This window comes from Microbacterium sp. 1S1, from assembly GCF_008271365.1.
Taxonomy (GTDB): domain Bacteria; phylum Actinomycetota; class Actinomycetes; order Actinomycetales; family Microbacteriaceae; genus Microbacterium.
Window position 1 is genome coordinate 255341 of sequence record NZ_CP043430.1, and the last position, 12603, is coordinate 267943.

The 12603-nt window shown below is 71.4% G+C and carries 13 protein-coding genes; 4 read left to right on the forward strand and 9 right to left on the reverse strand.

Annotated elements, in window-relative coordinates; genetic code table 11:
- Window positions 1–15: 15 nt before the first annotated feature.
- From FY549_RS01345 to FY549_RS01365, 5 genes are all read right to left on the reverse strand, one after another.
- The gene (locus FY549_RS01345) at window positions 16–1416 is read right to left on the reverse strand and encodes a DUF6716 putative glycosyltransferase (protein WP_149083483.1); all 1401 of its coding nucleotides are present in this window, start codon (window positions 1414–1416) and stop codon (window positions 16–18) included.
- A complete protein-coding gene (locus FY549_RS01350; RefSeq protein WP_149083484.1) occupies window positions 1413–2285 on the reverse strand; it encodes an N-acetylneuraminate synthase family protein in 873 nt (290 codons plus the stop codon). The genes FY549_RS01345 and FY549_RS01350 overlap by 4 nt, the downstream gene beginning before the upstream one ends.
- 92 nt (window positions 2286–2377) lie before the next feature.
- A complete protein-coding gene (locus FY549_RS01355; RefSeq protein WP_149083485.1) occupies window positions 2378–3535 on the reverse strand; it encodes an acylneuraminate cytidylyltransferase in 1158 nt (385 codons plus the stop codon).
- Window positions 3536–3549: 14 nt separating this feature from the next.
- Window positions 3550–4911, reverse strand: coding sequence for a polysialyltransferase family glycosyltransferase (locus tag FY549_RS01360; protein WP_149083486.1), 1362 nt, complete (start codon window positions 4909–4911; stop codon window positions 3550–3552).
- A complete protein-coding gene (locus FY549_RS01365; protein WP_187614896.1) occupies window positions 4908–5888 on the reverse strand; it encodes a glycosyltransferase family 2 protein in 981 nt (326 codons plus the stop codon). Before FY549_RS01365 ends, FY549_RS01360 begins: the two co-directional genes overlap by 4 nt.
- A gap of 369 nt (window positions 5889–6257) precedes the next feature.
- On the opposite strand from FY549_RS01365, the gene FY549_RS01370 reads away from it, so the two are divergent.
- Together FY549_RS01370 and FY549_RS01375 are read left to right on the forward strand one after the other, a co-directional pair.
- On the forward strand, window positions 6258–7193 hold the full coding sequence (locus tag FY549_RS01370; RefSeq protein ID WP_149083488.1) for a hypothetical protein: 936 nt from the start codon (window positions 6258–6260) through the stop codon (window positions 7191–7193).
- A 9-nt stretch (window positions 7194–7202) separates the two neighbouring features.
- Complete coding sequence (locus tag FY549_RS01375; RefSeq protein WP_149083489.1) at window positions 7203–7493, forward strand: DUF4229 domain-containing protein; 291 nt, start codon at window positions 7203–7205, stop codon at window positions 7491–7493.
- A gap of 322 nt (window positions 7494–7815) precedes the next feature.
- Here the strand turns inward: FY549_RS01375 and FY549_RS01380 are convergent, their stop codons facing one another.
- The 3 genes from FY549_RS01380 to FY549_RS01390 are packed head-to-tail and all read right to left on the reverse strand — an operon-like array spanning window position 7816 to window position 9485.
- Complete coding sequence (locus FY549_RS01380) at window positions 7816–8784, reverse strand: 1,4-dihydroxy-2-naphthoate polyprenyltransferase (protein WP_149083490.1); 969 nt, start codon at window positions 8782–8784, stop codon at window positions 7816–7818.
- Between the two features lie 36 nt (window positions 8785–8820).
- The gene (locus FY549_RS01385) at window positions 8821–9111 is read right to left on the reverse strand and encodes a DUF4287 domain-containing protein (RefSeq protein WP_149083491.1); all 291 of its coding nucleotides are present in this window, start codon (window positions 9109–9111) and stop codon (window positions 8821–8823) included.
- A gap of 14 nt (window positions 9112–9125) precedes the next feature.
- A complete protein-coding gene (locus tag FY549_RS01390) occupies window positions 9126–9485 on the reverse strand; it encodes a cupin domain-containing protein (RefSeq protein ID WP_149083492.1) in 360 nt (119 codons plus the stop codon).
- Between the two features lie 46 nt (window positions 9486–9531).
- On the opposite strand from FY549_RS01390, the gene FY549_RS01395 reads away from it, so the two are divergent.
- The gene (locus FY549_RS01395; protein WP_149083493.1) at window positions 9532–10557 is read left to right on the forward strand and encodes an ArsR/SmtB family transcription factor; all 1026 of its coding nucleotides are present in this window, start codon (window positions 9532–9534) and stop codon (window positions 10555–10557) included.
- 9 nt (window positions 10558–10566) lie between these two features.
- On the opposite strand, the gene FY549_RS01400 is transcribed toward FY549_RS01395, so the two are convergent.
- On the reverse strand, window positions 10567–11025 hold the full coding sequence (locus tag FY549_RS01400) for an Lrp/AsnC family transcriptional regulator (RefSeq protein WP_149083494.1): 459 nt from the start codon (window positions 11023–11025) through the stop codon (window positions 10567–10569).
- A gap of 72 nt (window positions 11026–11097) precedes the next feature.
- On the opposite strand from FY549_RS01400, the gene FY549_RS01405 reads away from it, so the two are divergent.
- Complete coding sequence (locus FY549_RS01405) at window positions 11098–12549, forward strand: DUF6421 family protein (RefSeq protein ID WP_149083495.1); 1452 nt, start codon at window positions 11098–11100, stop codon at window positions 12547–12549.
- Window positions 12550–12603: the final 54 nt, after the last annotated feature.

Sequence of the window (12603 nt, forward strand, 5' to 3'; positions counted from 1 at the left end):
CGGCGCTCCCCCGCTTCACCGGCGGATCGAGTCCCGGAACGGGTTCGGTTCCAGCGTGTAGTCCGTCGTCGGATCGGCCCACGTGTTCGGGCCGGTCCGGCGGCGTTCTGCGCGCAGGGCCGAGAGCGCGCGCGTGGCTGGGACACCGGCGGCGAGCGCGAGGCGCCCGGTCAGCGTTCGGTCCGCGCGGCCGAGCACGCTCGCGCGGTGCCAGGCCTCGTGCCACGCCCCACCGCGAGCCGCCGGCACCTTCCGGTGCGGGAGGGCTCCGGCCCGGCGGAGCGCCACGAGCTCCTGTACGCGATCCCACCAGTCCGACTCCGCCTCGGGGTGGAAGTAGTTGTCCCGTAACCACGCCGGGTGCGGGTGACGGAACCGCGCGGAGACGACCTCACCGGCACCGCCGAGCAGACCGCTGCCGACGAACACCGTGTTGAGCAGGCTCTTGTGCACGCCGAAGCGGTCGAGCGCGATCACGGGCACCCCGTGCGCCAGCGCCTCGATGGCGGCGGTCGAGCTCACCGTCACCAGCCCGGCCGCCGTCTCGAGCGCGGTCGCCATGGGAGCGTGCGAGAAGACGAGGTTCGCAGGACGCCCGCCCGCGAGGAGGCGGGTGTACGGGTCACGGTCGAGGTGGGTCTCGGCCTCCCCCGTGCGGGATCGCAGCTTCACCACGACGCGGCGGGCCGGGTCGGCCTCCGCGGTGCGCACGAGCATCGCGGCGATCTCCGCCCTGTGCTCCGGGCGCCGGGGAACGAGGGCCTGGGCGGCGAAGACGATGTCGGTCGCGCCGGGACGACGGACCGCCGCCGCGCCGCCCGGGCGGTCGGCCAGGGCGAGCACGCCGGCACGGCCGGAGTGCACCGCTGCCTCTGCGGGCTCCCGGCGGCGGCTGCCGACCCACCGCTCCGGGCCCCGCGCGAAGGGGAGGGTCGCGAGAGCGAGCGGTATCGGCACGCCGATGCGCTCCCCGAGTTCCGAGAAGGCCCGGCGCTCCCGATGGGAGTGCAGGACCAGCAGATCGGTGTGACGCCGGTAGTCGAGTGCCCCGCGCTGGGCGGGGATCGCCATGCCGGGGAGCCCGGAGACGGTGACGGGGCGGTGCGGCAGCGCGTCGACGACCCGACCCAGCAGTCGGACGAACGGCCCGCGGCCCGCGAGCAGCACGACGTCGGGACGCCGGGTCTCCAGCCACTCGGCCACGCGGTCGACGTCGAGCCGCGTGACGTCGTCGACACCGAACCCGGTACCCGCCAGCGCCGCGCGCTCCTGGGACGCGCTCACGGTCAGGGGCGTGCGCACCAGGAGGAGGTGCGGACGCAGACCCGGCACGGACCCGAGCAGGGAGGCCGCCCACTTCACGAAGGAGTCGGCGTCCGCGATCGCGACGACCCGCATCCCGGCACCGTCGGTCATGCCGGCACGCGGCGGAGCTTGGCCATCGGTGCCCGTTCGCTGTCGAACACGCGCTTGACGCCGTCGCCCACCGCGCTCTCGATCACCCGGATGTCGCGGACGAGGTGCTCCAGACCACCGGGCTCCAGCGACGCGGCGTGGTCGGAGCCCCACATCGTCCGGTCCAGGGTGATGTGGCGCTCCACGGCGACAGCCCCCATCGCGACCGCGGCGAGGGAGATCTGCAGCCCCCGCTCGTGCCCCGAGTATCCGACCGGAATGCCGGGGTAGCGGTCGCGCAGGGTTGCGATCACTCGCAGGTTCGCCTCCTCGGGCTCCAGCGGATACGTCGAGGTCGCATGCATCAGGACGACCCGGTCCGTTCCGAGCGTGTCGAGCGCGCGGTCGATCTGCTCCATGGTCGACATTCCCGTGGAGAGGATCACCGGCTTCCCGGTCTCGCGCAGCGCCAGGAGCAGTTCCGTGTCGGTCAGGCTCGCCGAGGCGACCTTGTGCGCCACGACGTTGAGGTCTTCGAGGAACGCGACGCTCGGCACGTCCCACGGCGACGCGAACCAGTCCAGGCCCTGCATCGTCGCGTGGTCACCGATCTCGACGTACTCGTCACGGCCGAACTCCACGCGACGCCGGTAGTCGAGATAGCTCATCGTCCCCCACGGCGTCTCCCGCGGCACATCGCGCATGTGCTCGGGCGTGGAGATCTCGGGCGTGCGCTTCTGGAACTTCACCGCGTCGGCACCGGCCCGGGCGGCGACATCGATGAGGCGCTTGGCGATCTCGACGTCGCCGTTGTGGTTGAGGCCGATCTCCGCGATGACGTACGCCGGACGGCCGCCGCCGATCACTCGTGATCCGATGCTGACAGTCATGATTCCTCCGGTCGTCGAACGGTCTTCCACTCGTCCTTCCTGACTACGGGCCGAGGGTGAACACCGGCCGACCGGGCGGTTACGAGGGTCCGTCAGCTCGACAACACCCGCTCGACGAGTTCCCGAACGGCGCCCTCGCCACCGCGCCGCCGCAACACGACCCTCGCCTCTGCACGCACGAGCGGGTGTGCGTTCGCGACGGACACCGGCCAGCCCACGATCCGCATCGCCGGCAGATCGTTGACGTCGTTGCCGAGGTAGGCGATGTCGGCGAGAGGCACGTCCTGCGTCCTTGCCCACTGCCGCAGCGCGGACTCCTTGTCGTCGATCCCGTGCAGCACGGGAACGCGGAGCTTGTCGGCCCGGGCGCGCACGACCGCGTTCACCTCGGTGGAGAGGATGAGCAGCGGCACTCCGGCCCGCCGCAGCAGCGAGACGCCCATGCCGTCCTCCCGACTGACCCGCACCCGCTCTCCGCCCTCGGCGTCGATGATCGCCGTGTCGTCCGTGTGCACGCCGTCGAAGTCGGTGACCACGGCGCGGACGGGAATGCGCTCCGGTCGGTCGTGCAGAGCGGCCAGGGCGCGCGCGGCCTCGAGCTGCGCGGCGTCGTCGATCTCGATCGCGGTGTCCTCCGGCACGGGGGCGATCCGGATCCGGCCGAAGAACCGGTGGCGGTGGGTGCGGAAGCCCTCGGTCCGCATCACGTAGAACGCCCCGGTCTCCAGGTGGTGCGGCTCCCGGTCCTGCCGCCTCGGCCGGTGCTCGGCCTCGTGATTGATCGCCTCGGCCGAGCCGTCCGCGCGGCGACGCCAGAGGAAGCCGTAGGTCTCGACCGCGGAGAACACACAGTCGGCGCGTCCCTCTGCCACCTCGGTCACGGCGTCGGACAGCGCCGCGCTCGGGAGGAAAGGCGACGTGGCCTGCAGGAAGGCGACGACCTCGAACCTCTCGCCGTCCCGCTCGAGCTCGTCCAGGGCGTGCAGGATCGCCGCCTCCGACGCCGCGGTGTCGTCGGAGAGCTCCGCGGGACGCCGGATCACCCGCGCCCCCGCCGCCTCCGCGACCGCCGCGATCTCGTCGTCGTCGGTCGACACGACCACGAGGTCGATGCGTGCCGCCGCGTGCGCCGCGCGCACGGCTCTGGCTACGAGGGGGACACCGCCCACGCGCTCGAGGTTCTTCCGCGGGATCTGCTTCGATCCGCCCCGCGCCGGGATGATCGCCACCGACCGCGTGCGCTCTGCCATGTCGTGTCTCCTCGTCATCGTCCTCGGATCTCCCGCCACGCGCGGCCGACGCGCCGGCGGGCCCCCACGGCGGTGAGCCGCCACTCCTCGATCCGCCCGACCCCTCCTCGCGGGGTCAGCAGGCTCCGTGGTCCGGTGGGGGCGCCCGCCCCGGGCAGTCCGAGAGCGGTCACCCGAGCCGGGGCGAAGTATCGGCGGCGCTCCTCGTCGTCGAGGCCACCGAGCAGCTCCTCCGCCCGCGCGCGGAGGTGCCCGGCGATGTCCGGCTGCATGGTGTAGCCCACCGCATCCACGAGGAGCTGCAGCCGATCCGGCTCGGCGTACGGCGAGTGCGGCCGGGTGAGCGCGTCGACGATCGTCAGCGGGATGCGGTTGCTGTTCTCCACCGGGGCGAGCGTGCGGAGCAACTCTGCCGTGCCCGCGGCCCCGATGGGACGCCCGAACAGGGTACGCACGGTGGGCAGGGCGGTGGAGAACGTCGCCACCACGGCTCGGGCGTCGAGCCGCTCTGCGAGCAGTTCGGCGGGAAGACGGCCGCGCTCCTCCACGAACGACAGTCCGCGGCGCTCCGCGTGGGCGCGCACCGCGCCGGCGAGTTGGGGCGGTGCGGCCGGGTGAGGTTTGAACACGATCCGCTCCGGGCGCTCGGCGGCGGCCCGGTCGACGAGACGCTGCTGGAGGCCGATCTCGTCCGCCGCGGTCATGAGGCCGAGCGCCGAGAGATACTGCCCGAGCACCAGCACGGTCGCTGGTCCCGCGGGGGTTCCCCGCTCGGCCTCGTCCGTCTCCCCCAGTGCTGCCGCGAAGGGGCCGGGAGGTACCGGCACGAGCGTGGCGTGCGGGGCCGCGACGAGCGGGTGGACGCCCGGCACGACGTCGGCGTATACGACCCTGTCGATCCGCGCCGTGACGGTGTGCGGCAGCCGCACCCGCATCGGCGCGTACGTCATCAGTCCGTCGCCGATGATCGTCACCCTCGCCTCCGGGAACAGGGAGAGGAGCGTGCGGGCGGGCGCGACCTGGGGGCTCTGCACGAGGAGCTCCACGTCCCGCGGATCGAGGTTCCACGCCCGCGCGAACAGCCGTCCCAGCAGGGGGAGGTCCGCATCGGACGGCTCCCAGCCGCTCGGATGCACGGGACCGAGCACATCCACCAGCGGCTCGACGCGATCGAACCTGTCGCGCAGGGAACGCAGGGCGGGGTCTGCATCGATGCCGAGGACCGTCTCCGGGATCCGGGACGAGGTGACCGGCACGAGCACGTGCTCGACGGTCGAGCGACGCCCGTCCGTTGGTGGGTCGAGGAGGCCCGCATCGAGAGCCGCGACCGCCGTCGCGAGCCCGTATCCGCTGTGCAGCACGAAGAGCCGGCTCACGCGGCATGCCCCGTCCGCCGCAGGCTGCGGGCGAGGACCCGGCGGCGCGGGCCGTCGAGGCGCGTGAGCACTGCCGAGGCCTCCGCGGATGGGAGCGCGCGTAGCAGCCCGTGGATCCGGGCGCGCATCTCGCGGCGCAGGACCGGGGGCATCCGCCGGGAGCGCACGAGATGATGCGCACTGAGCGCGAGCGCCGTCCACACGGCCTTCGGGAGGAACCGCTCAGCATCGCGATCGTCGCGGACGAGGTCGACCACCTGCGTCATCGCCGTGGCGAAGTCGAGCTGCCGCCGATCATGGACCTGGGTGAGCGAGGTGTCGACGCCCCGCCGGTAGAGCAGCGCCGGAGCGTCGACAACCGCGAACGACGCCGCGTCCAGGTGCAGTCGCCAGATCCACGGTCGGTCCTCGGCGGTGAAGAGCCCGGGCGGAAACGCGGCGAGCCCGCGGTCGAGGACGTCACGGTGCAACAGCCCCGCCCAGGCGTAGGGGTAGTCCACCATCGTCGGCTCGTCGGCGGGGAGGATCGCCTCTCGCGGTGACGCGACCCTTTCCCGCCACGGGTACGGCGCACGGACGAGGGCGCGCCGCATCCCGGTGACGGTGACATGATCCGTCCGCACGAAATCGCACCGGAGCTCCCGGAGCCGCGCAGCGAGGACCGCGAGGCGTTGCGGCTGCATCCAGTCGTCACCGTCGACGAAGCAGAACGCCTCGCCCTCGACGTGCGCGAGGCCCTGGTTGCGTGCCGTCGCGAGCCCGCGGGGCTCGGGGTTCCGCAGCACCTCCGCATGGCGGAAGCGGGCGGCATAGTGGGTCATGACCGCACCGGTGTCGTCGACCGAGCCGTCATCGATGGCCACGAGCTTGAGCGCCGCACGGTCGTCGAACTGCCGGGTGAGGGTCTCCAGCGTGGTGCCGATGAAGGGGCCGGCGTCCTTCGCGGGCAGGATGACGGTGACGAGGGGCGTGCGCACAGAGCTCCCGGGGTGGGCGGTGTGCTCGCCATCGTGGCAGGCCCCGGTGGCCGGCCGGAGACCGTGCGGTGAACGCCCGGTGACCGTTCCACGGGGGCGCTGAGGTGTGGCCCGCACCCGAACGAGCCACACCCCCAGTGCGTTGCACTGCCGGATGCGAACATCCGGTGAACCGTCACCCTGAGGCGACGGCCACCCCGCGGAAGTACTGGCCCCCACCAGCGACCCACGAGGTGTCGTCGAGCGCGACTCCATGAAGCTCGTCACTCAACACGTAACACGATACAACCGTCCTTTCGATCTCGCGAATCGGCCTAGGCCAATCCGTGGAAATTCGCGCCGCCCGCGCGCATCAGCGACGATGGGGGGATGCGCTGGCCGTGGAGGACGATGGGGGGTCTCATCCACCGGCGCCGGCGAGCCGGCGGGATCGACCTGTACTGGGCCACCGCGCGCGCGTGGACGCAGCGCTGGTATCCGCAGGGCATCGACATCGGGGAGCGACGTGGACGGCGCGCCGTCGCGGTGAGCTGGTTCCGCCAGGACCGGTCGGGGCGCCACCTCGCGTCGCGGGTGACACTCGTGGACCGGGAGCGCGGCCGCCGCTTCGACATCGTGCTGGCGGTCGCCGACGAGACCGGCGCTCTTCAGCCGGCGCCGATCCACGCCGGCGGGCTCGCCTGGATCGGCGATCGCCTGTTCGCCGCAGCGACGGGGCAGGGCATCTGGGAGTTCGACCTCGGGGCCCTCCGGCGGCTGCGCGGGGTCGACGCGCAGCGGGTGCTGGGCGGACGACGCCGTCGTGACCGGCGTGCGATCGTCGTCGCGACGCGCACCCGCCAGCACACCGTCGCCCTTCGCTGCTCGTTCCTCAGCCGGGTGTTCGACGCCGCGGGGAACCCGCTGCCCCGGGTCCTCATCGGCGAGTATCGGGGGCACGACTCCGGGCTCGTCGGCGAGTTCACCGTCCCGGAGGGGCCCGACGGCGACTTCGTCGAGGTCGAGCGTTTCACACCCGGGATCCGACACATGCAGGGGGCCGTGCGGTGGGGCGACCGCTATCTCGTGTCGCAGTCCGACCACCTCCGCCCCGGCGTGCTCTGGAGCGGGGCACGGGACGCGCTCGTCCGACACCCCGTCGCCCTGCCGATCGGCTGCGAGGACCTGGCTCTCGATCCGGACGGGGAGCTGCTGTGGACCCTGGGCGAGCACCCGTGGCGACGCGTCGTGCGCGGCATTCCGTTCGCGGCCCTCGGCCTCCGGCGCGACCGGACTCCCGGCGGGAGCACGGCCCCGCGAACGTAGACTGAGGGGGTGAAGAAGCCCGCCCCTCTCCTCGTCTACACCGTGCTGCGCCTCCTGGCGTTCCTCGTCCCGCTCGGCATCCTGTGGTTCTTCTTCCCGATCTTCCGTGAGTTCTGGTGGCTCGCCGCGATCTTCGCCGCCCTCATCGGCGCGAGCATCTCGATGCTCTTCCTCCGAACGCCGCTCTCCGACGCTTCCGCGCGCCTGCACGAGCGCCGACAGGGCAAGGTGTCCGGCCGGCAGGCCGACGCCGACGCCGAGGACGAGCTGGTCGAGCGCGCCCCCGACGACCGCCCCTGATCGCTGCCCCCGCGCACGACTTCGGAGGTCCGTCGCGGCACGCCGTCGGCACGCCCTGCACCACGGCCTGTCGTCCGCCGTCTCCGAAGTTGCGCTCGACACGGGAGACCAGGGGTGGCCGACACATTGTTGGCCTCCGTCTTGAAACTCTCGGCCAAGACATAGGTTCCCCCGCCATTCCGGTCCGCCTGCGACGCGACCCGGGGCACAACTTCGGAGATGCCGGACGACACGCCGGGGACGAGGGTGTCGCGGCGGAGTGTCGGTCCTGATCTCCGGAGTTGTGCGCGGCGCGACGAGACGGCGGGAGACGGACCAGCGGTCAGCCGGCGAAGGCCCAGAAGAGGGCTCCGGCGTACAGCAGCGAGGTCAAGGAGGTCAAGGCGAGCGCGATGACGAGCTCCTTCGGCTGACGGTACGTCCAGACGATGACGATCGCGGGAAGGCCGGCAAGGAGCGCGAGCAGCGAGATCCAGGCGATCGGGAACAGCAGCGCGAGGAACACGGCGATCCCGAACGGCACGAGCACGAAGAGGGTGAAGAGCACCTGGGTGGCGCGACGTCCGATGAGCACCGTCAGAGTGCGCTTGCCGACCGCGCGGTCCTGGTCGATGTCACGGAGGTTGTTGGCGAGGAGGACCGCGCAGGCGAACAACCCGGCGGCGACCGCGCCGAGCCAGGCCTGCTGCGGGAGCTGGAAGACCTGCACCCAGGTGGTGCCGAGAGTGGCGACCAGCCCGAAGAACACGAAGACGAACACCTCGCCGAGGCCGTAGTAGCCGTACGGCCTCTTGCCGCCCGTGTAGAACCAGGCGGCGACGATGCAGGCGGCCCCCACGGCGAGCATCCACCACTGGCCGGTGCGCACGACGATCGCGATCCCCACCGCCGCGGCGACCGCGAAGAACACGAGGCCGATGATGAGCACCGTGCGCGGCTTCACCCGTCCGGACGCGGTGAGCCGGGCGGGACCCACCCGATGCGCGTCCGTGCCGCGGATACCGTCGCTGTAATCGTTCGTGAAGTTCACGCCGATCTGCAGCAGGACGGCGACAGCCAGACAGGCGAGCGCGATCACCCAGTGGAACTCCGGGCCCGTGCTGCGCGCGGCTCCGGTGCCGATGACGACAGGAGCGACCGCGAGAGGCAGCGTGCGCAGGCGGGCGGCGCCGATCCAGTCGGCGGCAGTCACCGGAGCGGCTTCCACGACGGGCCGCTTGGCCGGGTTGCCGCTGGTGCGCGGCGGAGTGCGCCGACCGCTCTTCTTCTTGCGCTGGGAGGAAGCTGCCACCCACGGAATCCTAGTCGTCGCGGCGATGCGCCGAGATCAGCGGTGGGGGTTGCTGTCCCTGCCGTCGAGCCAGAGGGTGTCGGAGACGTCGCCATGCGCACCCGCCTTGCCGACGTGCTTGTCGCTGATCTTGGGCCCCTTGAGGATGACGTGCACCATCGCCTGCGCGTGGCCGTGACCGAGGCCGTACTCCTGCTTCAGCCAGTTCAGGACCACGGTGGACTTCGTGTTCTCGTCGAACCCATGCTCGCGCGCGAGGTCGATGAACTGCCGCGGCGTGAGGCCCGTCTGAGCCTCGACCTTGTCGAGGTACGCCTGGAAGGACATGGTCTTCTCCGCTCTCAGTGCTCGTCGAGGAATGTCTGGATGATCGTGGCGGACGCGTGGATGCAGAGGATCCGGAGGAGCCCCTCGCCCGCGTTCGTGAAGCCGTGGGGCGTGAAGGCGGGCGCCGTGGCGGTGTCGCCGGCTCGTGCGACGAGCTCGTCATCGCCGATCCGCATGCGCACGGTGCCTTCGAGCACGACCCAGGTCTCAGAGTAGGGGTGCCAGTGCAGCCCCGGCCCCTCGCCCGGGTGGTTCTCGACGAAGAAGTACGACACGGCGGCCCCGTGGTCGGCACCGACGAACCGACGGCTGTTCCCGGAACCGATGCGGATCGCGCCTCCCGGGACGAGGGCGGAAGCTGCGGAGTTGTTCATGCCCCCAGTCTCGACAGCACGGGGCTCGTCCTCCTAGAGTTTCGACGTGGATCGAAACACTCCGCCCGTCGAAGGCGTCGACGATCCGGATCACCGCGTCGAGTTCCACCTCAGCGCCGGCGACATCCAGGCCGTGCGGTTCGGCATCTCTCCCGGCCACGAGCTCGCGCACGCGGTCCGCGTCCTGCTCCGCCCCGCCGCCCATCCCCTGCAGTGGGGGTGGCTCCGCACGGCACGAGAGGGACTGCCGCGCGCGGCGTTCGCGCTCCTCGCGACGGTGATCGGCGACGACGGCTACCTCCCGGATTTCCTCACGAGCACGCCACGCGGTGACCTCACCCCCGAGGCCGAGCTCGCCGCACTGCGGGAGACCGCGCTCGATCCGCTTGTGGTCGACCTCGGCAAGCGGATCCACCGGTCGACCGGCGTTCAGCGGCGCACTCTTCGCGACCTGCTCGAGCGTCCACGGCGGACGCGCGCGATGATCGCCGACGCCTGGTCAGAGGTGTGGGACGCCGCGATGGCGCCCGCCTGGCCGCAGTTGGAGCGTCTCCTCCGAGCGGACATCGCGGTCCGCGCCCGGGCCATCGCGACGATGGGCATCGCGGGGATGGCGGACGAGCTGCACCCCCAGGTGTCCTGGGGCGCCGGCGCCGTCCAGGTCTCGCTCCGCCGGCACAGCGAGCACGTCGACTGCCGGGGAAGCGGGCTCGTGCTGGTGCCCTCCGTCTTGTCGTCGTGGGGGTGCATGGTCCTCACCGAGCCGCCCGCCCAACCGACCCTGTTCTACCCGGCGCGAGGTGTGACTGCGGGGTGGGCTCGCGAGGCCACCGAGACGGTCGCGGCACTGAGTGCCCTGCTCGGCCCCGCGCGCGCCGGGATCCTCCTCACGGCAGGGGCCCCGCGCACGACCTCGGAGGTCGCGGCGGAATCCGGCCTCGCGGTATCGACCGCCTCGCACCACCTGACCGTGCTGCGGGAGGCGGGGCTGGTCGCGAGAGAGCGCGACGGCTCCCGGATGCAGCACCTGCGCACACCGCTCGGGGAGGCCCTCGTCGGGGCGATGCTCTGAGGCGCCCGCTCAGTCGGTGGTCGCGACGGGAATGATGGGGCGGTGTTCGTAGTAGGTCTGCAGGACCACGGTCGTCCGGGTGCTCACGTTCGCCGCGAGACGGACATCGCGGACGAGCTGCTCCAGGTCGCGCGGGGTGGGGACGCGGACGAAGAGCATGTAGCTCGCGTCACCGGCGATGGAGTGGCAGGCCTCGATCGCGTCCAGGTGCTCGAGGAGCTCGGGGGCGTTGTCGGGCTGCGCGGGGTCGAGGGGTGTGATCTCGATGAAGGCGGACAGCGGAGTCCCCACCTGCTCGGGGTCGAGAAGGGCCCGATAGCCGGCGATGACGCCGCGTGTCTCCAGCCGCCGCAGCCGGGACTGCACGGCCGAGACGGACAGCCCGACGGCCTCGGAGAGCTGCGACAGGGTCGCCCTCCCGTCACGGGAGATGGCTGCCAGGATCGCGCGGTCGACAGAATCATCCATGGCTGTAAGATTATCGTCAGGATTCCGTTATCACCGGAATCTTTCCGCTTTTCACTGCGATCGGAGGTTCCGATGTCCCTCGTTTCCGCCAACAGTTCCGCTGTCCAGGCCGTCGTCGGCGAACCCGAGGTCGTCGAGGACGCGTCCATCGCGGAAAGCTCCGCCGCGTGGGCGCAGCTCAAGCGGGCCGCGATCGCCCTCCGCGAGATGCAGATCAAGGACGGCTCGATCCCTGACGCGTCCACCAGCTCGGAGACCCGAGAGAAGGCGACCGCGCTCGTCGGCGAGATCACCGCCGCGATCAGGGCGCTCGCCCCGGCGTTCCCCCACGATGCCGAGTACCTGACCGCGTCGGTCGCCGACTTCGAACGCTGGGTGTCGGAGGACTTCGGCGTGCCGGACTTCCTCGACTCGCTCGTCGCGTTCCAGCCGCAGCAGCACCGCATCGACGGCATCCGGCACCTCGTGGTCTTCCCGATGTACACGCAGAACGGCTCGAGCGACCGCCTGGTCGAGGCCCTCATCGTCGAGACGATCTGGCCGGAGTTCATCGCGGCGCTCGAGGCGGGCGACTACGGCAACAAGCTCTTCGTCTCGCTGCGACTCGTCGACTTCACCCCGGGCTACGACACGAACTCCGCCGTGCTCTTCCCGGAGACCGTCGCAATGCGCGAGATCCCGACCTTCACGTGGGGTGCGATCTTCCAGGACCGGGAGGCCGCCCGCTATCGCCGCGTGGTCCGCGCAGCCTCGGAGATCACCAACCTCGACCTCCCCGAGCGCGCTGCCGCGATGCTGGAGGACCAGGAGGTCGCCGAGAAGACCTTCGTGATGTGGGACATCATCCACGACCGCACCCACATGCGCGGAGACCTGCCCTTCGACCCGTTCATGATCAAGCAGCGGATGCCGTTCTTCCTCTACTCGCTGGAGGAGATGCGCTGCGACATGACGGCCTTCCGCGAGTCGGTCAAGATCGAGCGCGCGCTGGACGCCCGGATCGCCGCGGGCGAGGAGCTGACGGAGACGGAGCGGGAGATGCACGAGTACGCGCATCTCGTGCAGTACGCCGTGATCTTCGACCGCATCTTCCGCTTCGCCATCACCGGCACGCGCGTTCGCAACTACGACGCGGTGGGCGGCCAGCTGCTCTTCGCGTGGCTGCACCAGCGCGGTGTACTGCACTGGACCGACACGGCCCTCGCCTTCGACTGGGAGAACGTGCCGGACGCCGTCGTGGCCCTCGGTGACGCGATCGACGACCTGTACTGGCACTCCATCGACCGCCCCAAGGTCGCGCACTGGCTCGCCGCGTATGACCTGGTCCGCGGCACGCTGACACCGCACCCCGCGTCGCAGTGGGCCCGCGGCCTGTCGGACGAGATCCTCGCCGGAGCTCCGAAGGGCTACACCGACGCGGTCCTGGACGACGAGTTCCCGCTGTCGATGTTCTTCGAGACGCTCGACAAGAAGATGAAGCCGGTCATCGAGTCGACGGTCGGCATTCGCGGTACGGACGACTGATCCGCACCGCTGGCGCTGTGACGCTGGGGCGCACCACCTCTGCGGCCGGAGACC

What these genes read in the sequence shown, in the direction of transcription:
- FY549_RS01345 (WP_149083483.1), bottom strand. Translation starts at nt 1,416, where the DNA reads ATGACCGACGGTGCCGGGATGCGGGTCGTCGCGATCGCGGACGCCGAC.
- FY549_RS01350 (WP_149083484.1), bottom strand. Translation starts at nt 2,285, where the DNA reads ATGACTGTCAGCATCGGATCACGAGTGATCGGCGGCGGCCGTCCGGCG.
- FY549_RS01355 (WP_149083485.1), bottom strand. Translation starts at nt 3,535, where the DNA reads ATGGCAGAGCGCACGCGGTCGGTGGCGATCATCCCGGCGCGGGGCGGA.
- FY549_RS01370 (WP_149083488.1), top strand. Translation starts at nt 6,258, where the DNA reads ATGCGCTGGCCGTGGAGGACGATGGGGGGTCTCATCCACCGGCGCCGG.
- FY549_RS01385 (WP_149083491.1), bottom strand. Translation starts at nt 9,111, where the DNA reads ATGTCCTTCCAGGCGTACCTCGACAAGGTCGAGGCTCAGACGGGCCTC.
- FY549_RS01390 (WP_149083492.1), bottom strand. Translation starts at nt 9,485, where the DNA reads ATGAACAACTCCGCAGCTTCCGCCCTCGTCCCGGGAGGCGCGATCCGC.
- FY549_RS01400 (WP_149083494.1), bottom strand. Translation starts at nt 11,025, where the DNA reads ATGGATGATTCTGTCGACCGCGCGATCCTGGCAGCCATCTCCCGTGAC.
- FY549_RS01405 (WP_149083495.1), top strand. Translation starts at nt 11,098, where the DNA reads ATGTCCCTCGTTTCCGCCAACAGTTCCGCTGTCCAGGCCGTCGTCGGC.